Annotated in this window: 19 protein-coding genes and 2 tRNA genes; 8 read left to right on the top strand and 13 right to left on the bottom strand. The window is 31.0% G+C overall.

What is annotated here, in order from left to right; all coding sequences use genetic code 11:
* The first annotated feature begins 39 nt into the window (after window positions 1-39).
* On the top strand, window positions 40-1797 hold the full coding sequence (locus GFJ99_RS03775; protein WP_153207587.1) for an aromatic amino acid hydroxylase: 1758 nt from the start codon (window positions 40-42) through the stop codon (window positions 1795-1797).
* Between the two features lie 66 nt (window positions 1798-1863).
* Complete coding sequence (locus GFJ99_RS03770; protein WP_153207586.1) at window positions 1864-2172, top strand: rhodanese-like domain-containing protein; 309 nt, start codon at window positions 1864-1866, stop codon at window positions 2170-2172.
* A gap of 47 nt (window positions 2173-2219) precedes the next feature.
* Here the strand turns inward: GFJ99_RS03770 and GFJ99_RS03765 are convergent, their stop codons facing one another.
* From GFJ99_RS03765 to GFJ99_RS03740, 6 genes are all read right to left on the bottom strand, one after another.
* A complete protein-coding gene (locus tag GFJ99_RS03765; RefSeq protein WP_153207585.1) occupies window positions 2220-4301 on the bottom strand; it encodes an OmpA family protein in 2082 nt (693 codons plus the stop codon).
* 20 nt (window positions 4302-4321) lie between these two features.
* Window positions 4322-4963, bottom strand: coding sequence for a response regulator transcription factor (locus GFJ99_RS03760; RefSeq protein ID WP_153207584.1), 642 nt, complete (start codon window positions 4961-4963; stop codon window positions 4322-4324).
* Window positions 4964-4965: 2 nt separating this feature from the next.
* The gene (locus tag GFJ99_RS03755) at window positions 4966-5226 is read right to left on the bottom strand and encodes a hypothetical protein (RefSeq protein WP_153207583.1); all 261 of its coding nucleotides are present in this window, start codon (window positions 5224-5226) and stop codon (window positions 4966-4968) included.
* A 135-nt stretch (window positions 5227-5361) separates the two neighbouring features.
* Window positions 5362-7179 carry a tetratricopeptide repeat-containing sensor histidine kinase gene (locus GFJ99_RS03750; RefSeq protein ID WP_153207582.1) on the bottom strand — a complete coding sequence of 606 codons (1818 nt, stop codon included), beginning with the start codon at window positions 7177-7179 and terminating at the stop codon, window positions 5362-5364.
* Between the two features lie 340 nt (window positions 7180-7519).
* On the bottom strand, window positions 7520-7999 hold the full coding sequence (locus tag GFJ99_RS03745; RefSeq protein WP_153207581.1) for a hypothetical protein: 480 nt from the start codon (window positions 7997-7999) through the stop codon (window positions 7520-7522).
* 100 nt (window positions 8000-8099) lie between these two features.
* Window positions 8100-9245 (bottom strand): GNAT family N-acetyltransferase, encoded by a 1146-nt coding sequence (locus GFJ99_RS03740; RefSeq protein WP_153207580.1) that lies wholly within the window; start codon window positions 9243-9245, stop codon window positions 8100-8102.
* A gap of 111 nt (window positions 9246-9356) precedes the next feature.
* On the opposite strand from GFJ99_RS03740, the gene GFJ99_RS03735 reads away from it, so the two are divergent.
* Window positions 9357-11666 carry a hypothetical protein gene (locus tag GFJ99_RS03735; RefSeq protein ID WP_153207579.1) on the top strand — a complete coding sequence of 770 codons (2310 nt, stop codon included), beginning with the start codon at window positions 9357-9359 and terminating at the stop codon, window positions 11664-11666.
* Window positions 11667-11702: 36 nt separating this feature from the next.
* On the opposite strand, the gene GFJ99_RS03730 is transcribed toward GFJ99_RS03735, so the two are convergent.
* The 3 genes from GFJ99_RS03730 to GFJ99_RS03720 form a co-directional block, all read right to left on the bottom strand.
* Entirely contained in the window at window positions 11703-12149 is a 447-nt protein-coding gene (locus GFJ99_RS03730; protein ID WP_153207578.1) for a KTSC domain-containing protein, read from the bottom strand.
* A gap of 149 nt (window positions 12150-12298) precedes the next feature.
* Window positions 12299-12371 (bottom strand) — tRNA-Met (locus tag GFJ99_RS03725).
* Window positions 12372-12577: 206 nt separating this feature from the next.
* A tRNA-Met gene (locus GFJ99_RS03720) sits at window positions 12578-12650 on the bottom strand.
* Between the two features lie 117 nt (window positions 12651-12767).
* Here GFJ99_RS03720 and era point away from each other — a divergent pair.
* Entirely contained in the window at window positions 12768-13652 is an 885-nt protein-coding gene (era, locus tag GFJ99_RS03715; protein ID WP_008256500.1) for a GTPase Era, read from the top strand.
* 37 nt (window positions 13653-13689) lie between these two features.
* A complete protein-coding gene (locus tag GFJ99_RS03710; RefSeq protein ID WP_153207577.1) occupies window positions 13690-14082 on the top strand; it encodes a hypothetical protein in 393 nt (130 codons plus the stop codon).
* Window positions 14083-14355: 273 nt separating this feature from the next.
* Here the strand turns inward: GFJ99_RS03710 and GFJ99_RS03705 are convergent, their stop codons facing one another.
* The gene (locus tag GFJ99_RS03705) at window positions 14356-14877 is read right to left on the bottom strand and encodes a hypothetical protein (RefSeq protein ID WP_238990066.1); all 522 of its coding nucleotides are present in this window, start codon (window positions 14875-14877) and stop codon (window positions 14356-14358) included.
* A gap of 212 nt (window positions 14878-15089) precedes the next feature.
* Between GFJ99_RS03705 and der the strand changes: the two genes are divergently transcribed.
* Window positions 15090-16400 (top strand): ribosome biogenesis GTPase Der, encoded by a 1311-nt coding sequence (gene der, locus GFJ99_RS03700; RefSeq protein ID WP_153207576.1) that lies wholly within the window; start codon window positions 15090-15092, stop codon window positions 16398-16400.
* Window positions 16401-16530: 130 nt separating this feature from the next.
* Window positions 16531-19317 (top strand): outer membrane beta-barrel protein, encoded by a 2787-nt coding sequence (locus tag GFJ99_RS03695; protein WP_153207575.1) that lies wholly within the window; start codon window positions 16531-16533, stop codon window positions 19315-19317.
* Between the two features lie 65 nt (window positions 19318-19382).
* Here the strand turns inward: GFJ99_RS03695 and GFJ99_RS03690 are convergent, their stop codons facing one another.
* Both GFJ99_RS03690 and GFJ99_RS03685 read right to left on the bottom strand, forming a co-directional pair.
* Complete coding sequence (locus GFJ99_RS03690; RefSeq protein ID WP_153207574.1) at window positions 19383-21116, bottom strand: DUF6029 family protein; 1734 nt, start codon at window positions 21114-21116, stop codon at window positions 19383-19385.
* 3 nt (window positions 21117-21119) lie between these two features.
* Window positions 21120-21593 (bottom strand): TlpA disulfide reductase family protein, encoded by a 474-nt coding sequence (locus GFJ99_RS03685; RefSeq protein ID WP_153207573.1) that lies wholly within the window; start codon window positions 21591-21593, stop codon window positions 21120-21122.
* Window positions 21594-21745: 152 nt separating this feature from the next.
* Here GFJ99_RS03685 and GFJ99_RS03680 point away from each other — a divergent pair, with 152 nt between their 5' ends.
* The gene (locus tag GFJ99_RS03680) at window positions 21746-22807 is read left to right on the top strand and encodes an Omp28-related outer membrane protein (RefSeq protein WP_153207572.1); all 1062 of its coding nucleotides are present in this window, start codon (window positions 21746-21748) and stop codon (window positions 22805-22807) included.
* An 80-nt stretch (window positions 22808-22887) separates the two neighbouring features.
* Here GFJ99_RS03680 and GFJ99_RS03675 read toward each other — a convergent pair whose 3' ends face one another.
* Window positions 22888-23637, bottom strand: coding sequence for a YgcG family protein (locus GFJ99_RS03675; protein WP_008256490.1), 750 nt, complete (start codon window positions 23635-23637; stop codon window positions 22888-22890).

Below are 23637 nucleotides of genomic sequence, written 5' to 3'. Positions count from 1 at the left end.
AATATTCGTAATTTTACATCAAACATCTCAAGTAAAATTATGGAAACGCATTTTGAAAGCAATCCGCTGATTGACAGATTACCAAAACATTTAAAACAGTTCATTAAACCACAAGTTTATGAAGATTACACACCTATAAACCAAGCGGTTTGGCGTTATGTAATGCGTAAAAATGTATCTTACCTTTCAAAAGTTGCTCATAATTCTTATTTAGAAGGTTTAGAAAAAACAGGTTTAGAAATCGACAACATTCCAAACATGTATGGAATGAATCGTATTTTAAAAGAAATTGGCTGGGCAGCAGTTGCTGTTGACGGATTTATTCCGCCTAATGCTTTTATGGAATTTCAAGCCTATAATGTACTAGTAATTGCTTGCGATATTCGTCAGTTAGAACACATTGAATATACTCCTGCTCCAGACATCATTCACGAAGGTGCTGGCCACGCTCCTATTATAGCTAATCCTGAATATGCAGAATATTTAAGACGTTTTGGTGAAATAGGTTGTAAAGCGATATCTTCATCTAGAGATTATGAAATGTACGAAGCGATTCGTTTGCTTTCAATATTAAAAGAAGCAGAAGACACACCGGAAGAAGAAATCAAAAAAGCGGAAGAGCAAGTGGATTATCTTCAAAAAAATATGGGAGAATTATCTGAAATGGCTCAAATAAGAAATTTGCATTGGTGGACTGTGGAATATGGCTTAATTGGAACCGTAGAAAATCCTAAAATTTATGGGGCTGGATTATTATCATCCATCGGAGAAAGTGCCTGGTGCATGACAGATAATGTAAAGAAAATTCCATATGATATTTCTGCAGCTTATCAAAGCTTTGATATTACAAAACCTCAACCTCAATTATATGTAACTCCTGATTTTGCTTATTTAAATCAGGTTTTAGAAGAATTTGCTAACACAATGGCACTACGAAAAGGTGGACCAAAAAGTGTACAAAAATTGATCGATTCAAACGCATTAGGCACTATTGAATTAAGTACAGGTTTGCAAATTTCGGGTGTTTTTACTAACGTAATTGAACACGAAGGAAAATCGGTTTATGTACAAACAACAGGAAAAACAGCACTTTCATACAGAGAAAAAGAATTAGTAGGTCATGGAACAGAATATCATGCTGAAGGTTTTGGATCGCCTATTGGAAAACTTAAAGGAATCAATTTAACAATTGAAGAAATGAGTCCGAGAGATTTACGTGCGTATGATATTTATGAAGGCGAACAAGTTACTTTAGAATTTGAAGGAAATATTACGGTAAAAGGAGAAATTATTACTGGTTCTAGAAATTTACAAGGTGAAATTTTATTAATTAAATTCAAGAATTGTACCGTTACACACAACGACACGGTTCTTTTTCAACCTGAATGGGGCATTTATGATATGGCTGTGGGTAAAAAAGTAATTTCTGCTTTTTCAGGACCTGCCGATGTAAATAGTTTCGATATGATAAATCACGTTCCATCTTCGCAAACTATCAAACAAAAAAAATCACAAGAAAGAGAAGAGTTAGAAAAATTATATTTAAGTATTCGCAACATTAGAGAGAATAAAACCCCCACAACTACTTTAAAAGAAGCTTTTGCTTCGGTTACGGCAAATCATCCAAACGATTGGTTATTATCCGTTGAAATTGCTGAATTAGCTAAAAAAGAAGATAATTCTGATTTAGTTGAAAAAGTTTTAAATCATTTAGAAAAAGTAAAAATCAATCGCCCAGAAATTGCTCATTTAATTAGTGGAGGTTTAGAATTATTATTTCAAAAAGCTGCCGTTTAACGTTTGGTAACTTTTGTTACTGAATAGCTAAGCAAACCGGTTTATCTTTGTAAAAAAATAATAATTATGGGAATTTTAGATTTTTTAGGATTAGGAGACAAAGCAAATGATGTTCAAGAATATGTTCAAAAAGGAGCCATTATTTTAGACGTTAGGACTCCTGATGAATTTAAAGAAGGACATATAAAAGGTTCTAAAAATATTGCCTTACAAGTTTTAAACGGTAATATTGAAACCATTAAAAAATGGAATAAGCCAGTTATTGCATGTTGCCGTTCTGGAATGCGAAGTGCACAAGCAACTTTCATTTTAAAACAAAACGGAATTGATTGTATTAACGGTGGTGGCTGGACAAGCTTAGAAAATAAATTATAAAAAAATGGCTCCAAATTATGGAGCCATTTTTTGTTTCATCGAAGAATTTACATTTCTAAAATTAAAAACTCCACTCTCCTATTTAGTTGCTTACCTTCTTCGGTGTCATTTGAAGCTATAAACTTGGTTTCACCATATCCTTTTGCAGTTAATCTTTCTTTAGAAACACCTTTAGAAATTAGATAATTCATAACTGCATTGGCTCTATTATTAGAAAGTTGTAAATTATCTTTATCTGCACCCACAGCATCTGTATGTCCTCCAATTTCAATGATTAACTTTTTATTGTCTTTTAAAACTTTAAACAAATTGTCTAATTCTGCATTAGATTCTGAAAGTAAATCATATTTACCTGAATCAAAGAAAATATTGTTTAATCGAATGATTTCACCTTTTTCAATTGGGTTTAAATATAAATCTACTGTTATCTCTTTATATTCTTTTAAGTCCGATAAATCAACATTTTGAGTAACAGCGTAATATCCTTCTTTTTCCGCCATAAAACTGTATTTTTCTCCGTAAGGCAATACAATTGAATAACTTCCAGTTGATGGGTCTGAAATAGCCGTCCCTAACTCTTTATTTGTTTTAAGCGCATTATAAACAATAGGAGCACTTATTATTTTTTTAGTTTTACTATCGTACACTTTTCCTTTCACTAAAGCAACCGGATCTTGTTTTACAGAATTATCAATTTCCCAAATATCCTTTTCTCTACCTACATAAGCTTTATCTCCTTTTGCAGAAAGGAAAATACTTAACTCATAACCTGTAGAATTTATAATATTACCCAGATTTTCAGGCTTAGACCAATTTGTCCACGAATCGTCTAGTCTTTTAGAGACAAACAAATCATAATAACCATATCCAGGATGACCTTTACTTGCAAAATACAATGTTTTACCATCGGCAGCTAAGAATGGATTGGATTCATCTTCAAAAGAATTTATGACATTTCCTAAATTTTTAGGCTTAGAGAATGAACCATCTTCTCTTACTTGACTTACGAAAATATCTTTTAAACCAAAACCTTCTGATCGCTCAACTGACATTAACAAATACTTATTGTCATTGGTAAGAAAAAAACCAACGTATTGATTTTTATTTTCGTAGTCCTCAATAACAACATCTTTAGGGATTTCCCAACCCGATTGTCCTTTTTTAGTTATAGAAACTCCAGATCCATTAGGAGAAAGTCCATCAGATGCATATCTATTACCCAACAACAAAGTATTATTATCTGGCGAACTAGATATAACAAAATTATAGTCTTTATTATTTAGCGGTCTTCCTATATTTTTGGCTTCTTCCCAATTTCCATTTTTATCTTTTACCGAATACCAGATATCATCTTTTATTGTTTCAATGTTTAATTCATTGTCTTTTCTATCAAAATATAAGATATTTCCATCAGCAGAAATTACAGGATTAGTTTCTTCAATAGTTGAACTAGATACCGTTTCTGGAAGCTTTACCATTTTTAAATTAGGATCAAATTCTTTAACTAAATTGATAGAAAAAGGTTGTTCAATTATTTTTAAGTCTTCAACTTCTATCGTTACACCTGCATCTAAAATAAATCCGAATGAAGAACCATAATAGGCATTATTTCCAGTTTGATACTCTAAAACATTGTTTATATACACCTTATAAACATTTGCTCTTTTTTCAACTTTTATTTTATTTTTTTTCCCTTTACCATTAACATTTTTTGAAGCTGTCCACTTTTTATCATAATGAAATTCTTTACTGTAATAATGGTAAATTTGCAATTGTTTGTTAGCTGACAATTGTACTACTCGATAATTTGAATTATCATTATACATTCCCCAAACTAAGCCATAAGTTGCATTATCAGTAGGGGTTTTATCTAAAGTTAATACCGCTTCTACGTCAAAATCCGTTACATCTGTATTTTGAGAAATAGATATATAACGCCACTTTGAATTCGTTTTATGCTTGTTTTCTAAAACTAATTTTCCGTTATCTATTTTAGAATCAAAACCATCTCCATTATAGGTCCATTTATTTAGATCTTCATTAAAAGTGTCTTGAAAAAGCACATTTTGAGAAAATGCATTTGTTGTTATCAAAAGTAACAAGGCTAAAAAGTAGTTGTTTAATTTCATGTTTGTATTCTTTTTTTAATTTAGATAAGATTGTTTCGTTTGGCTTTTTGAACTGCCTCTAGTTTTGAATGCACCTGCAATTTAGAATATATATTTTCGATATGTTTTCGTACTGTTGATGGTGATAGAAATAAATTTTCTGCAATAACCGTATAACTTAATCCTTGAGCAAGCTGTTCTAAAACTTCAATTTCTCTTGTAGTTAAATTAATTTCTTCTTTATAAATTTCTTCAAAACTTACTGGATTTCGCAACAATTTTAATGTTTTTAAAGCTATTGAGGGATTCATTGCTGCACCACCATTTAAAGTTTCTACAATACCATTAAAAAGAGTATGTGGATTTACATCTTTAAGCAAGTAACCATCAGCTCCAGCTTTAATAGCATTGAAAATATTTTCATCATTATCAAAAACCGTAAGCATTATAATTTTTATTTGAGGATATTTTTGTTTTACTACCAAAGTAGCTTCGATACCATTCATTATTGGCATTTCTATATCCATCAAAAGCACATCTATATTGTTATTTTTATCTAATTTTTCAATCAATTCAGCTCCATTACTGGCCGTAAACTTTATTTGAATTTCTTCAAAAAACGACAACTTCTCCTTTATAGATGAGATTAAAAAACTATTATCATCAATTATTGCTATTCTCATTTTTAATTTCCGTTTTGATTTGAAATTTCTCTTAACAATTCAACTTGTTTTTTAATAATCAATAGTTTAAAATCGATTTGATTGTCGAAATTAACATTTGAGTTACTTTGCATACTATTTTGTTTCATTAATTGTAATTGAAACTCACCATTTAATTCTTCAATAATTAATTCATGGAACATTTTTTGTCTTTTCATAAAAAGAACATGAGATAGAATAGAAATCAATACTATTAAAATTAAGAAAAGTAATATGATATTCATAATGATGGTTAAAATAATATTCCAAAGTTGATCAAAAAATAAAAAAAAGCAAATAAGGCATATGCCCTATTTTTAAAACATAGTATTTAAATCAAAATAAATATGTGTTACCAAATAAAAAGAACATTTTTTTTATTATAATTTAAATTTCAATCTAACTTTAGTACCTTGATCTAAAGGCTCAATGGAGAAATCAGCGTTAATTTCTTGAGCTCTTTTTTTCATAGAATTTAATCCGTTTCCGGCTTCTGTTGATTCTTTATCAAAACCTTTTCCATTATCGATAATAGAAACCTCTAAAGTGTTTTTAACAAGGATAAAATCAACAGCTATTTTAGTAGCATTAGCATGTTTTACCGCATTATTTACCGCCTCTTGAATAATACGGTACACGTCTATTCCTTGCAAAGAATTTAGAGTAACTTCATTTGTGTCTTCTGGATAATTAAATTCAAATGTAATTCCTAAAAGTGATGTTTTAGCCGCTTCTATAAAGTTTGTAGTTCTTGTTTTTAAATCTTCAAACGTAATAGCTTCTTTATTCATGGCCCAAATAGTATCACGCAAATCAGTTATTGTTGAACGTGTAAAAGTTCCAATGGAATCGAATTTTGAATATAATTTATCTTTAGTAAACTCAAAATATTTTAAATTATCTAAAGAGGAAATAATGAAGGTTAACTGAGAACCAATATTATCATGTAAATCTTTTGAAATAGCTAAACGTTGCTCTTGTAAGTTATTTTGATTTTCGATTCTAATTAAAGCTTGCTTTAACTCATTTTCCTTGATAATTTGATTGTTTTTTAGTTTTTGTTGCTTGTATACAAAAAAACCTATTAAACCTAATAAAAAAGCAAGTGCTAATGCAGAAATTAAAAAAGTTGTTCTTTTTTTAATTTTAGCTTCTTTCGCAAGTATTTCAACTTTTGCTTCAACTAATTGCTTTTCTTTTTTTTCGGTTTCAAACTCAATTTGAAGCTCTTCTACCCTACTATTGGTAACTATATTATCAGAACTATCTTTTAAAATTTGATATTTGTCTTTAAAATCAAGTGCATTTTTATAGTCCTTCAATTCTAGATAACTATTAGCAAGATTTTCGTAACAATATTGCTCTAATTGTGTATATTTATATTTGTTGGCTAGTTTAGCACACGTTTTAAAATTTTCAATTGCATCTTTATATTTTCTCTCTATAAAATAAATTTCGGCCTTTTGAACATAATTCACAGTAATCCCATAATTATCAGCTATTTTTTCTCTAATTACAGATGAACTATCAATATATGCTTTTGCTAAATTAAATTGCTTTTTCTCAGCAAAAGTATTAGCAATATTTGCAAATCCATATCCTAAACCAACACTGTCATTCAGTTGTTTTTTGATTTTTAAAGATTTTTTTTGATAATATAAGGCACTATCATTTTTTGTTTTCATATTTAAAACAACACCATAATTATCATAAATCGGATTAAGGCATTCTAAATCATTATCTTTTTCTAACAACTTAATACCTTTTCTCATGTAATAAAGACTTTTTTCTAAATTTGTCCTTTTTAAAGCATAACCTAAACCACCATAAGCAACTCCGGCTTGTTTATAATTTTTAGTTTTTTCAAAAATGGTAATTGCTTTTAATGTTAGCTCTAAACTTTCATCAAATTTATTTTGATACGATTTCAATTGACCTTGCTTAAAAATCAAATCACCTAATATTAAACTATCCTTTAATTTAATTGCTATACTTTCTGCTTTTTTAAATAATTTTTGAGACTTATCAACCTCTGCAACAAATTTAACGTATGGTATTTCGTTAATAAGTTGCAATTTCTTTTTTATCGGCATTTTTGAAACTATTTGTTCTAAACTATCTAAATAAGATGGTTTATTATTTTGTGCTATTGAAAATGTCACCCAGCAAAGAAAAAGTGAAAAAAAAGAGTATTTCATGAGAAAATTTTATTTTTTATAAATATCATAGTAAATTAAAAATAGTAAAAACATCAATCAAATTAGAAAAATAAAGAAAAAATATCAAAAGCGACCCAATAATATATAAATATTCTATAAGTTTCTAGATTAAAACATATTATAAACAATAAAAGGAGTGACTCAGTATTTTAAAATTTTAGTTAAAACTAAAAAAATAGGACTGATGTCCTATTTTAATAAATACCAAAACTAATTATTAAACTCATTAATAATAGCTTAGTTACATAACCTTTTTAAATAAATTTTATTTATTCTGAAAATATAATTCTCGTCATACGTAATTTTTCATTAATTACATTTACTTAATTAATTTATCAGTATCTTTCTTCAAACTTAAATCAAGAGCCGTTATATACAACTTAAAAGCTCCTATTAATGATTTTTTAGTAAAGCCACCTTCTGTAAAAAAGTAATAATAGTAGCCAAAATTGTTCGATTTTTCAGAATAAACTGCTTTTACTAAAGCAACTTCTCCATTAATTTTATTCATTAAATCCATTACTTTATCTTTTTTTGCACCATCAACAATTCTATAAATTCCAGATAAAGTTACAAAACGTTTGCTCGGGTCAATATCAATAAAAACACTATAAGTATCCTTTACTTTTATATACGTATCTCCTACTTCTTCGATTGTTATAAAGGCTGCTTCAAAAGTTTCTTTTAAAAATTGAGGTGTAATTTCTTCTGGTTTACTTAATTGTTGAGCACTTACTAAAGAAGAGCTAAATAACGTTGCGCAAACAAGTAATAGTTTAAATAATTTTACGATTTTCATAATGTAAGGGTTTTAGATTTATTAATAATTCAAAATTCGTAAAATGCTAAAAGCAAAAAAATAAGGCAATTGCCTTATTTTTAAAAATTTATGTAAAAAACTATTTAAAAGGGTGTCGTTGTTGCCAATGTAACTCTGGCTCTAATTGTTTAAATATTTTACCAATATATTTATTAATTATTTTATTGTTATGATAAATAAACCCTGACATTTTAACAGGTGTTGCACCTACTGAACTCTTTATTTCTAAAGCTGTTCTTCCAAAAATAATCTTTTTAAATCCGTTTTCAATTCCGTATTTCGTCATGTTGTACAACATATTTAAATACAGCATATTTTCTTTTTGAATGGTTTCGTCGTATCCTAAAAAATAGGTTTCTAAAGTTTCATCATTTAATAAAAGCGTATGAAAACCTACTAATTTATCATTCAAAAAATAGCCAAAAATTTGAAAACGATTTCCACATTGTCCTTTCAAAGTTGAAAAATGATTTTTTGCTAAAAAAAATGTATTAAAAGTCGCATTTTTTGCTACGTAGTGATACAAATCGTAAATCGTATTTTCATGCTGAACAACTTCTTCGAAAGAAAGATTTTTAACAATGATTCCATCATTCTTTTTTCGCGCTCTTTTAAATTGGTCTCGATATTTTTTTGAAAGTGCCGCTATGTAATCTTCTTCTGATTTCCATTTTTCATCCAAATAGAAAATCATATTAGGTTGTACGTTGAACTCGTATAAACCCTTGAAAGAATACTTTTTAAATTCAGTTGCATTGTTTTCGTAAAAGTCTTTAACAGATACAATATGAATTTTAATCTTCTTCTTTTTAAAATATAAAATAAGTTCGTTACCGCAATCTATTAATAATTTGCTCAAGTACTTATGTTCAATTTCTTTAGATAGTGCATAAGCATTTTGCCCTGTAATCATATTGTTCCCAAGAAATAAAACGTGAGATGCAAAGTTCTTGAAAATAAAATTTCGTAGTTGCTTTTTAAAATAATTGTCTCTTTCTCCAAAAGATTCAAGTTTGTTTAAATCTAAGTACTGGGAAAGAAGTGTTCCAATTAAAGTTTCGTTTTCAAAAATGCCAATATAAAAGCATTCCATATTTACGGGTGCAGATTTTTCTAACACTTGTAAATAAGGTGTTTGTAAAAAATGGTTTGATGCAGCTACCTCATTCCATTTTTCTGGAAGAGTTAAAGTAGATGAGTAAATTTTAAAAGTAATGTTTTTCAATATAAAAAAATCGTCCCACAAAAATAGGACGATTGGTATTAAAAAAAATGTTAAAAGACTAACATTTTTTTTTATCTTGCAAAAAAAAATATTATCATGTTCAAAAACAGTGTGTTACTCGCCTTTTTTATGTTTTTTTCTATTAATTATGCTCAGGTTGGAGTAGGTACAACTTCCCCTAACGGAGCGTTAGATGTTTCATCAACAACAGATGGGATGCTTGTTCCTAGAGTTGCCCTATCGGCAACAAATGTTGCTACTGTTATTACTCCCACTGTTTCGGAATTAGTGTATAATACATTTACATCTGCTGTTGGGCCAAATCAAGTAACCCCTGGTTATTATTATTGGGATGGAGCTTCATGGGTTCGTTTAGCTACAGTTGCCACAAGTTCTTCTGATTGGTCGTTAACCGGAAATACTGGTACAAACTCTGCAACAAATTATCTTGGTACTTCAGATGCAAATGATTTGGTTTTAAGAACAAACGCAATAGATAGAATTCATATTGATGTAAATGGTAATGTTGGGATTGGCCAACCAGCACCAGATGCTAAATCGGATATTGTTCAAACTGCTGCTATTGATGCAATTGAATTAAACCATAGTGGAACTGCAGGTAACTCTATTGAAATTAATGCAACTAATGCATCTAATACTTCCTCTGTTATTTATATGCCCAACTTTACTGCAGGAGCAGGTATGAATATTGAAATGCTGAATGCAGGCAGTACAGCTAGCGGCATGCGCTTAGGACATACAGGTACAGGAGATGGTCTCACGCTCTTGCACGATGGGGATGCTTATGGTTATTTTGGCTATATGTCTAGCGCAACGAACATCAACCCAGGCATTTCACTCTACACAGAGGCCAGAGGCAATGGTGAAGAAGTTATCATGCTCAATACAACGGGAACAGGCTATGGCTTGGATGTTTTCCAAGATGGTCTGGGTGATGGTATTCGCGTTATCCAAAATAATTCGGGCGACGGTGTTTTTAATGTGATTGCAGCAGGAAATGGTGTTTACAACTTAGTAACCAATGGTACTGGGGTTGTAAATGACATGGCTACTGGCGATGGCGTTTATAATGGCATTACCAATGGTTTTGGTGTTTTTAATGACATCACCTCTGGTTTTGGTACTTATAACTTGATGTCTGCTGCTGATGTAGGGACTGTCAATAATATGTCTGCTGCTGGTGGTACAGGGTCTTGGAGTTATTTGGTAGGGCAATCTGGTAACGGATTCCAAGCTAACTATACTGATGTTGGCCCTGGTGTACCCGTTCCGACGACAGCTGCTGGTAATGGTTTTGGCTTTTTTGCTGATATGAATACGGCTACGCCTAGTGCAGGTGGTATTGTTTCTGGTGCTGCTTTCGCAGGTAGCCAGTACGGTATCGGTCATGGTGTTTTGATGAACCACTACGGTACACAAGGTCGTTCTGGTGAGTTTGACATTAATGATGCAGCAAATACAGATGAGGCTCTTTACGTACAACATGCTGGCGAAGGCTCTGCCATGGTCGGTTTTAGCGCACCTGCTGCTCCTTCAGCTGGCACTGTTTTAAACGCTAATGTCTTTGCTTATTTGGGTGGAAATAATGGCCAGGACCACACAGGTGCTTACATACTTTCTCAACCTGCAGCTGGTTTTGGTATCGCTTCTTATAATTTTGGTGGTTATATGGGTACTTTTTCCTATGGCGACACTTATGGTGTTGTTGCTCAAAGTGGTGGTGGCGCAGAGGCTGTTTTTGCAATTGGCGATATGACGGCAACTGGTGTTAAGCCTTTTACCATCGATCACCCTAGCGACCCTACCAACAAAAACCTCAAGCATTTTGCTATCGAATCAAACGAAGTTTTGAATATGTACCGTGGTACAATTAAATTGGATGCTAATGGTCAAGCAACCATCGAATTGCCTGATTATTTCGATCAAATCAATAAAGATTTCAGCTACCAATTGACAGCTATCGGAACACCTCAACAACCTTATGTTTTAGAAGAAATCGCTAACAACCAATTTAAAGTGGCTGGCAAGCCTAATACTAAAGTTTCTTGGATGGTTTTGGCTGATAGAAATGACTTGTACCTCCAACAAAATCCTGAAAAAGCATTGGATGTTGTCGATAAACCTGCACGTATGCAAGGTAAATATTTAATGCCTGAGCTTTATGGTCAGCCTGTAAATATGGCTGCTTTCCCAGTTCGCAAAGCTGTTGATGAAAATGCTTTAAACCCATCGAGTCAAGTTGTTGTGCCTAAAACAATCGATAGGGAGTCTATTAAGAAGAAAACAAAAACAAAGAGTAGAGAAGAGGTAAGTGTTCAAATAGATGATAAAAAGAATTCAATTGAAATAAAAAAAGAGTTGATCTTGAAAACAAAAAAAGAATCAGCAGATGAAAATTAATAAAAAAAGCCTTTCGAAAGAAAGGCTTTTTTAAAATTATTCAGCAGCGACCAATTTGCTAGCGCTTCTGTATAAGAAGTTATTGTAAACATGGCGTCTTGCAAATCTACTTGGTGATTCTGCATTTACCATTTTTATATAAGTGTTTTTTGGAACTCCAAAGTATTCATATTTATTTCCATCTAAGAAATGAATATATAATACCGTTTTTTCCATATAGAAATCTAAAATATTTACTGATGTAGTTGTTTTTGTGTATTCTGCTTTGTCTTTTTCTAAAGTTTCTGGAGCAATACTAACTAAAAAATGATATGCTTCAATAGTTAAAGTACTTAATTCTTCTACTGCTAATTTATCAGCTTCATCCGTAAATTTATCAGGATGATTTTCTTTCATACTGTTTCTGTAAATAGACTTTAACTCTTTTAAAGTAGCATCTTTAGTAACGTTAAGTAATTTTCTGTACTCAACAATTTTTTTCATATTCATAATCAAGGAAATAAAGTGCTTTTCTTTAAAGCAGTTTTTACTATTTTTTAAATTTCGTGCAAAGGTATTATAAATTAACTAGTTAGACTAATTATTTTTAATTGCATAAAAAAAGCTTCCTATTTCTAGAAAGCTTTCTTTAGTAGCGGGAACAGGACTCGAACCTGTGACCTTCGGGTTATGAGCCCGACGAGCTGCCTACTGCTCTATCCCGCGATATATGTTTTTAAAACTTTTAATTTATCCAAATCTTGACCTGTGTCCGCCGTGGCGGATATGAGCCCGACGAGCTGCCTACTGCTCTATCCCGCGATGTGCGTTTTGTAATCTCAATAAGGCTACTTAGTAGCGGGAACAGGACTCGAACCTTGTCCGCCGTGGCGGATATGAGCCTTCCTGTAAACACTGATTTAATTACTTAGTAGCGGGAACAGGACTCGAACCTGTGACCTTCGGGTTATGAGCCCGACGAGCTGCCTACTGCTCTATCCCGCGATTTGTGAGTGCAAAGGTACAATCTTTATTTAAAATCACAAGACTTTTTTAAAAATAATGTTTTCTTTCTACTATTTAAGGCGTTATCACTACCTTTGCACCCATAAATATATTGAAATGGAGCACAAAGCAGGTTATGTTAATATTATTGGAAATCCGAATGTAGGAAAATCAACCCTTATGAATGCGTTTGTTGGCGAGCGTCTTTCTATTATCACATCGAAAGCACAAACTACTAGACATCGTATTTTAGGAATTGTAAATGGAGATGATTTTCAAGTTTTATTTTCAGATACGCCAGGAATTATAAAACCCGCGTATGAATTACAGAATTCGATGATGGATTTTGTGAAATCGGCTTTTGAAGATGCTGATATTTTAGTTTATATGGTGGAAATTGGAGAAAAAGAATTAAAAGACGAAGCGTTTTTTAATAAAATTATCCATTCTAAAATCCCAGTTTTGTTATTATTAAACAAAATAGATAAATCGAACCAAGAACAACTAGAAGAACAAGTACAAGCTTGGAAAGAAAAAGTACCTAATGCAGAACTTTTTCCTATTTCGGCATTAGAGAATTTTAATGTACAAACCGTTTTTGATAGAATTATCGAATTGCTTCCGGTTTCTCCAGCGTTTTACCCAAAAGATGCTCTAACCGATAAACCAGAACGTTTCTTTGTTAACGAAACCATTCGTGAAAAAATATTGTTGAATTACGACAAAGAAATTCCGTATGCTGTAGAAATTGAAACGGAAGAATTTATTGAAGATGATAACATTATTAGAATTCGCGCCGTGATTATGGTGGAACGCGATACTCAAAAAGGAATTATCATTGGTCACAAAGGTGCTGCTTTAAAGCGTGTAGGTATTCAAGCACGTGAAGATTTAGAAAAATTCTTTGGAAAACAAATTCACTTGGCTACTTACGTTAAAGTAAATAAAGATTGGAGAAGCAGTGCTTACCAATTGAAACGTTTTGGGTATAACCAAAAGTAAGTTGTAAGCAATATGATATTATTAAAATAAATATGGAATGGAACAAAAATTATTCTCGAAATTAATAATTGAATTCATTGAGAGAAATTATCCAGAATTTATTGAAACAATAAAACATCAAGATGACGGATCATTTGATTGTGATTTGAAAAGTGACTCAGGAATTTTTTCAATTTGGATTGCAACTTATAATTCTGAAATTACAATTGGAATTGAAGATCCAACGGGTCAGAACAACATTCATACTCATATTTTATGTTATGAAATTGAAGATTTAAAATCTTGTACAACTGAACTGTCAAAATATATTGAAAATATTAAAGCGGATAACTTAATTCTATACAAAGATAAAGACGGAAAATATGATTGGATTGAGTCATCCGAATTTAAAAATCAAGATGGTTCGAAAAAATTTTCATGGAAAAATTAATCGCTCCGTAACTTCGAGTGATTTTTAAAAGAAAAAAATACTAATTTTTGCTTTTAAAAATTGTATCGAGAACTATAGAAACGAAATCAAAATTCTACAGTTCTCGATACATTTTGTATTCGGAAACCTTAGGCTTTCCAAATACAAAACACTCGAAGTGACGCAGGTGGAATTTTATTTTCATTTGAATTGTAGATTTTCTTTTTTGACAGAATCAATAACTTGAATTTATTAGTTTAGAAACTGAAACAAGTTCAGTTTGACAGACATAAATTATTCCAAAACCTTATACATCAAATCTTCCAATTCATGCATTTGTGGTATACCACGTTCTCTATTTAATCGTGCCATAAAATAGAGTGAAAACCAAAATGCTACCATAATTCCCATAATACTGAAATCTATGATCGTAGATTGTTTTAGCGACCAATGTGTGTAGGCCATCATTGCAAAAACTAAAAACAAACCAGCAATAATAAAATGTAGAAACATAAAAAGCGTCCACAACAATTGCTCTGGACCAAAAAGACCTTTTACTGTTGTTTTATCTTCATTGGATTCTAATTCCAAATGTAAAAAAGGGGAATAGTATTTTCGTTTTTCTTTACTGAAATAGAAATACAAATGCTCGTCGATTATTTTTATTTGATAATCGGCTTTGAGTTCGGCTTTTAACTGTTTTGCTTTTTCTAAAATTTTATCGACCCTATTATTTGATTCGACTTCAAACTTTGGTCGTAGTGCAATACTTTTTTCAGGTTCCATTTCTTCTGATTTTAAAGCTAATATATACAATTTTAACAAATATTGAACAAATTTCACACCCTAGCCCAGATAAAAACGGAAACCCCGCAAATTTTTGATCTATTTTTTCTTTTTATTTGGACAGCGACCATAGAAGCTGACCGAATAAATTTAGAAAAAAAGAGCTAAAATTGTGGAGTTGTAGTGGATAGCTGGAAAAAGCTACAAAAAAAATCGTACTTTTGCAGATTCAAAATAAGATTATGAATAATATTGTTGCCATTGTAGGAAGACCGAATGTTGGAAAATCCACATTTTTTAACCGTTTAATTCAGCGAAGAGAAGCAATTGTTGACTCGGTAAGCGGTGTTACGCGTGATAGAAATTATGGAAAAAGTGAATGGAATGGAAAGGAGTTTTCTGTAATTGACACGGGTGGTTATATCAAAGGTTCGGACGATATTTTTGAAGCTGAAATTCGCAAACAAGTAGAATTAGCTATTGACGAGGCAGATGCTATTATTTTTGTAGTAGATGTGGAAGAAGGAATTACTCCAATGGATGATGAAGTGGCTAAGTTACTTCGTAAGGTTAAAAAACCTGTTTTGTTAGTAATTAACAAAGTAGATAATGCGATGCGTGAAAAAGACGCTGTAGAATTTTACAACTTAGGATTAGGGGAATATTACACGATTTCGGGAATGAGCGGAAGCGGAACAGGTGAACTTTTAGACAAATTAGTCGAAGTATTACCTGAAATGCCAGAAGTTACCGAAGAAGTGGAACCATTACCACGTTTTTGTGTAGTAGGAAGACCAAATGCAGGAAAATCATCTTTCATTAACGCTTTAATTGGCGAAGATAGATTTGTGGTTACCGACATTGCTGGAACTACTCGTGATGCAATTGATACAAGATACAACCGTTTTGGATTTGAATTTAACTTGGTTGATACAGCCGGAATTAGACGTAAAGCAAAAGTAAAAGAAGATTTAGAGTTTTACTCGGTAATGCGATCAGTAAGAGCTATTGAACACAGTGATGTTTGTTTATTAGTTATCGATGCTACTCGTGGATTTGAAGGTCAAGACCAAAGTATTTTTTGGTTGGCTGAAAAAAACCGTAAAGGAGTTGTAATCCTTGTAAACAAATGGGATTTGGTAGAAAAAGACACCATGACAACCCGTGATTACGAACGTAAGATTAGAGAAGAATTACAGCCTTTTACAGATGTGCCTATTCTTTTTATCTCGGCTTTAACCAAACAACGTTTACTAAAAGCATTAGAAACTGCTGTTGAAGTATTTGAAAACAGAAAACAACGTATTTCTACTTCTAAATTCAACGAGTTGATGTTGCCTATTATTGAAGCAACGCCACCACCAGCCTTAAAAGGAAAATATGTAAAAATTAAATATTGTATGCAGTTACCAACGCCAACACCTCAGTTTGTGTTTTTTGCTAACTTGCCACAATATGTAAAAGACCCATACAAACGTTTTATTGAAAATAAACTGAGAGAACAATACAATTTTAGTGGTGTTCCAATAGATATTTATTTCAGACAGAAATAGTAGAAAACCGAAGTTAACGCTTCGGTTTTTTTGTGTTTATTGTTAAACTTTTCGTAAGAAAATTTTTATTCACACAATAAATATTTTATTTCGCTGTTAATTATTACTTAAACAAATTAACTGCTTTTTCATGTTAAAAAAATCACTTTTAATTGCATCGCTACTATTTACTTCCCTAATATTTAGTCAAAACACCGTTTCATTAAAAGGGAAGATAATCGACAAGAATACATCTGTACCACTTGAATCAGCTACAATTTATTTAAAATCAGTTAAAGATTCAACTTTAATAGACTATACCATTTCAGACAAAAATGGGAATTTTATTTTTAAGACTAAAAAAACAGAAAATTCAATCTATTTTAAAATTTCTTATATCGGATACAATGATTATTCGGAAAAAATTGAAAATTTAAAAGCCGATATTGATTTTGGATCCATCAAATTAGAAGAAAATGTTAGTTCGTTAAAAGAAATTATTATTCAATCTGAAGCGCCACCCGTAACTATTAAAAATGATACCTTAGAATTTAATGCTTCGTCTTTTAAAGTTCGTCCAGACGCCAATGTTGAAGCACTTTTAAAACAATTACCAGGCGTAGAAATTGATGAAGAAGGAAAAATCACGGTCAACGGAAAAGAAGTAAATAATATTTTAGTGAACGGAAAACCTTTCTTTGGAAAAGATGGTAAAATTGCCACTCAGAATTTACCCGCTGATATTATAGATAAAGTACAAGTTACGGACACCAAAACTAAAGAAGAAGAACTCTCCGGACAAGACGCTACTTCTGATGAAAAGACGATTAATTTAACTATTCAAGAAGATAAAAATAAAGGTGTTTTTGGAAAAGCAAATGTTGGCTATGGAACAGATGACCGATACGAGTCGAGTTTGTTATTTAACTATTTTAAAGATACTCAAAAAATAAGTGTGCTTGGTTCTTCCAATAATATTAACTCAATAGGATTTTCGATGGATGAAATTTTTGACAATATGGGTGGCGGAAGAAACAATTCTATTTGGGTTAATGACAATGGAAGCTTTGGAATTAATGGAATGCAATTTGGAGGAAATAACGGAATTACGCAGTCTAACATGATTGGAGTAAACTTTGCAGATGAATGGGCAAAAAAGAAAATAAATCCGAATGGAAGTTACTATTATTCAAGTGCAGAAACAAACAACAACAATAGAACAAATAGAATTAATTTACTTCCTACCGGGAACACCAACACTTTAGCCGAATCTAAAACCAAATCCATAACAGACGGGCACAATATTGAAATGGATTTTGAAATTAAACTAGATTCAACTGCAACTATATATCTTAGTCCAAGTTTTTCTAAAAGTGAAGTTAAGAACAAAAACTTTGGCTTTGATGCTACATTTGATGAAACCGGAGCTGCTTTAAACGAAAACACAAGTGATAACAACTGGACTAGCAAAAACAATACCTTTAAAAACAATATTTATTTTTACAAAGGATTTAAGAAAAAAGGTAGAGGAATTAGCGCTTCATTAAATAATGAAAACAGCAAAAATACATCTGATTTATTTACTAAAACAGCAACTACATTCTTTCAATCAGGAAGTTCTAACGATGACCGAGATCAATTCAGAATTGACGATTCTAAAAATGACAGCTTTAGAGCTGAAATAGGTTACAACGAACCTTTACAAGATTCGTTAGTATTTAATTTTAAAACTTCTTATAAATACAACAAAGCTAATGATGTACAGGAAACGTATGATTTTGATAGTGGATTTAATTCTTATTCTAACTTTAATGATTTACTTTCAAATAAGATTTTTTCCACAACCTCATCAGTAAGTCCAATGGTTGGAATAAGTATTAGAAAAAAGAAAATTAGAGGAAGTATTTCTATGGGGACTGAAATTATTAATTTCAACAATCAATCTACCTATTTATCAACTAAAACTGCGGTAAATAAAAACTATATCTATCCAAAAATGAACGGATATGTTAGCATTACACTTGGTAAATCAAAATCGATTTATAGTTATTATTCTTACGAAGTAAATTTACCAACTGCCAACCAAATTTTACCCTTCCAAAATTTAGGAAATCCATTGAACACGTTTATTGGAAATGCCGATTTAAAGCCAAATGAAAATTATTCACTTTATACTAATTTTAATAATTATGATTACGCATCACGAAGTGGCTTTTATGCTTATGCCGGAGGTGATTACAATGTTAACGAAATTGTAGCTTCTACAACTTATGATTCTGATTTTAAAGCAACCACTACTTACCAAAACGTAGATAGAGCTTACAATACATATATTGGTTTTAATTTAAACAAATCCTTAAAACAGGAAAAAAGTACTTTTAAATATGGGTTTGGAATGCAACTAGGTTACGATTACAATCAAGGATTAACCAATGCAGAGTTGTTTGAATCTAAGGGATTAACTTTAAATCCGAGAGTTAACTTAACTTGGTCTATTGATGAACTGATTACAATTAATCCTTCCTATAAATACACTTACATTACTAATGACTTTACCAATTACGTTATAGATAATACCAAAAATTTTAAACATAGTGCTAAATTAGAAATCACGAGTTATTGGCCTAAAAAAGTAGTATTAGGAAGTGATTTTGGCTACAACTACAACTCTAATATTGCAGATGGTTTTCAAAAGGATTTCTATTTATGGAATTTAAGCTTGGGTTATAATTTTTATCAAGACAAATTATTAGCAAAAGTAAAAGTTTACGATCTTTTAAATCAGAATGTTAGTGCAACAAGAACCATTACTCCAACAGCAATTACCGATATGGAAAATATGGTTTTACAACAATATGTTATGTTTTCGTTAACCTATAAATTAGAAAAATTTGGAGGTAAAAAAGATAATGGTAATGGAATGATATTTATGGATTAACAACTAATGACAAAAAAACTCGTTAGAAATTCTAACGAGTTTTTTTGTCATTAAAATGTTGCTATTTAAAATGATTTTGTTAGTGTAATTCCTAAACCTGTACTTGGCGGCACAAATCTACAAACACCCCCTGCACATACCAAACCACCTCTTTGACGACCATAATTCACAGCAATTCTTGTACTACCTTTTTTATAGGCTCCTCCAAAATTATAAAAATGAATTTCAAATGGATCTGTTATGTCGTCAATAAGAATTGAAGGATTATGCTTATAACCATAATTATACATATCTGAAGCAAATACAGAAAATTTTGTATTTAAATTATATTCTATCAAAATAGCAGCCCAATTTTTTCTATCGTTATCTGCCCACATATGCTCTACTGCAATTTTTGCAGCTCTCCCTTTAGAAAATCTATAATCTCCTTCAAATGCAAGTATATTTGTTTTTACAATTACATTTGAAGCTCCTGTTATTAATCTATTATTGTAATACTGATTTATATACGCAAAATTATAAGTGGCTTTAGTAGATACTTTTTTTGTTACTTCTAAATTAAAATCTGAAAAGTATCTATTCCCAAAACCAAAGAAATCTGTCTTGTAATCAGGCGGATATAGCACATAATCTGCTTTAAGATTGTTCCAATTACTATAATTAACAGCTATTTTAGTTCCGTATTTTCCTCCAATTTTTGTATCTTTTTTAAAATCATAAAACAAATCGATTTGACCTCCAATTTCACCAGCTTTTGTTACACCAGTATCTGGATCAACTAAAACTTGGGCCTGTGCTTGGTAAACATAAATATTTGCTAAATTAAAGTGATGTTGCTTAGTTAAACTAGGCACAAAATTCATTATTTTATCATTGTAATTTATACTTGTAGACAATGTCTCTGTGTAAGTTTCAGGAACTCTTTCAGAATAAAAGCTCATATTTTCAGTTCTTCTAAAATTCACATCCATGCCAAATCCTTTTTTAGAATAACCAAAATTTAATAATAAGGCTGATCCTGGTTTAACAAAATCATTATTAATATCTAAATTATATAAAACAGCATCATCAGATTTGTAGTTGTATTCCGTAAACAAGTAAAAATTATTTTTAGAAAAATTAACTCTTCCAGCAAAAGCGTTTGTAAGATTATCAAAGTTTGGATCAACTTCATCTGTTTTTTCATATCTACCCACATAAGAAAAGCCAACAGATAAGTCTGAACCTTCTATTTTTAGCATTTTAAAAAGGTTAATATCTGAATTAAACCCATAAATTTCACCTTCTGAAACATCAAATCCTGTTCTATGATTTCCGTATAAGGCTGTAAAAAACAAATTATCTGTTGGGGTAAACGTTACTTTACCACCACGTATTGCATTATTAATTCCTAATGAACGGTCTTCCCAACTTCTAAGTAACAATCCGCTTCCAAATTGCTCATAAAAATACCCAGCCGTTACATCTAATTTTGTAGCTTTATAATTAACATACCATGTTCCAACATTAGTCTCATTATATTTTGGGTTATAATTTAAAAGTGCATTTGGCGCATAGGCTTCACCTTGAATTCCTGCAGACCATTTACCATAATTAAGATTAAAATTCAAATAATTATTAGATCTCAATGGATCTTCTGGATGATTTATCTCTCTTTCGATATCATTTGTATACCATTGTGAATTAGATTCAATTCCTCCAAAAAAGTTAAATCTCGTTTTTTCTGTTTTAGTTTCTTCTGTTTGACCAAAAACAGCAGTATTTATAAACACTAAAAATAGTAGGATTATTTTTTTCATAATTTACAAAGTCTTTAATTTAGCTAATAGCTCTTCTTCAGCTCCAGGAGTGTGACCATTTTGAATGAAAACGATTTTTCCATTTTTCACAACTATTAAATAAGGAATATTTGCAATTGACAATTTTCTTTTTAAATCCTGATTGGTATCTAATAAAACATTGTATTCCCATCCTTTACCATTTACAAGAGGCTTTACTCTTTTCTGAGTTCTAGAATCATCTGTAGAAACCGCTATTACTTCTACATTAATTTGTGTTTTCCAGTCTTGATAAACTTCACTAATTGCTTCAAGCTCCTGAATACATGGCGCACACCATGTAGCCCAAAAGGAAAAGACATATAATTTATCTGCTTCATTAAACGAAGATGTATTAATAGTTTCACTATCAAGAGTTTTTAAATCCACAGACGGAAATTCTTGTTGTGAGTAAACAATGTTACCAAAAAATAGTAAAAAAAGGGCTAATTTTTTCATTGATAAATAGATTATAAGTTTGAACAAAAAAAATGATTAATTAGTTAATACACAAACATTTTTAAATAAAAATTAAGACTTTATTAACATTTAATTTTTTTTTATATATTAGCGCAACTAAATTTATCAACTATTAACCAAATCAATTAACCATGAAAAAAATTTTATTAGCTTTTGCCCTTTTAACAACACTTTTTAACACATCATGTAGTAGTGATAACGACTCTGGAGAAAACAACTCAAGTTCAGAACCTATTTCATCAATAACCGTAACTTCAAATTCTTCTTCTGTAGATGTTGGAACATCGGTTATTTTATCAACTGTAGGAAACAATAATGCAAGTGTAAGTTCTACTTCAACTTTTTACGTAAATGGAACTCAAATTTCTGGACGCTCATATACAACCTCAGTTATAGGAACACTAGATATTTATGCAACACATGTAAATTCTGCTGGTGTAACATTAACATCACCTACAATTCAAGTTACAGTAAACGAAGTAATAAACTTCAATAAAAGAGTTTTAATTGAAGACTTTACAGGAACTTGGTGCCAGTATTGCCCTAGAGTTGCTTATGCTATTGAATTGATTGAAGCAGAAACTTCAGATGTTGTGATTACTGCAATTCACAGAGGAAATGATCCTTATAATTTTTCTGGAGCAAGTGTTTTAGAAAATCAAATTGGATTAAGTGGATACCCAACAGCTATGTTAAATAGAAGTACAGAATGGAGTTACCCTGAAACATCAACTACAGCAATTAATCAAGCATTAAATTTAACAACAGGTATAAATCCTAAATTAGGTGTTGCATTAGAAACTTCAACTTCTGGAAATACTTCTACAGTAAACGTTAAAGTTAAATACGGTAAAAGTTTTAACAATCTTAAACTTGTTGTTTACGCTTTAGAAGATCATTTAATTTACAATCAAACTAACTCGACTACTTACTATGGAGGATCTAATCCAATAGTTGGTTTTGAACATAACCATGTTTTAAGAGCTGTTTTATCTAGCAGTATTTTAGGCGAAACAATTACAGGAGCTATGGGTTATAATGATGAGTTTTCTAAATCATTTACATATACAATACCATCTAGTGTAAATGCTAGTAACGTTCGATTTGTAGCTTTTGTTGTAGACTCAACTAATGCAGCATTAAATTCAAGAGATGCTGGTCCAAACGAAACACAAACATTTGAAATTGAATAACTTATTTGTTTAAATTTATAAAAAAACTCGTTAGAATTTCTAACGAGTTTTTTTTATACTTTTTATTTTTTACTACAAATCTACCAACTTCCGCCGGCACCACCTCCAGAGAAACCACCGCCGCCAAAGCCACCGCCAAAACCTCCAGACGATCCACCACCAAAACTTCCTCCGCCTCCACTTCTTCCTAAACTACTTAGGATAATAATATCGGCTAAATCTAATCCTCTTCCACCACCTGAATTGCCTCCGCCTTTAGACTTTGAAATAATCAATATTATAATAAAGATAAAAATAAGGATTGGAAAAATTGGAAAATTATCTTTTTTCTCTTTTCGAGAACCTTTATACTTTCCTTTTAACACTTCAAAGATTGCATCGGCTCCTTTGTCTAAACCAGTATAGTAACTTCCCGATTTAAATTCGGGAATAATAATGTTTCTAATAAGCTCTCCATTTATTCCCGCAGTTAATTTTTCTTCAACTCCATAACCCGGAGCAATCCAAATTTTTCTGTCGTTTTTAGATAATAAAATTAAAATTCCGTTATCTTCTTTTGCTTGCCCAATTCCCCATTGATGTGCCCATTTTGGAGTTAAAATCCCAATATCTTCTCCTTTTAAATCATCTATGGAAATAACTACAATTTGTGTAGAAGTTGAATCGGAATAGCGAATTAGCTTTTTTTCCAATTCTTTCTCCTCCAATTGATTTAAAACATCAGCATAATCGTAAACACTCGTTTGAAAACTGGGTTTATCTGGAATGGTAAATTGTGCATTTGCGTAAATTCCTGAAAGGAAAAATACTACTAAAATTAGTTTTTTCAT

Origin of the sequence: Flavobacterium sp. LMO6 (genome assembly GCF_009495795.1) — a bacterium.
Classification (GTDB): Bacteria; Bacteroidota; Bacteroidia; order Flavobacteriales; family Flavobacteriaceae; genus Flavobacterium.
The sequence above is the reverse complement of the archived record's forward strand: the minus strand, read 5'-3'. Positions and strand labels throughout refer to the sequence as shown.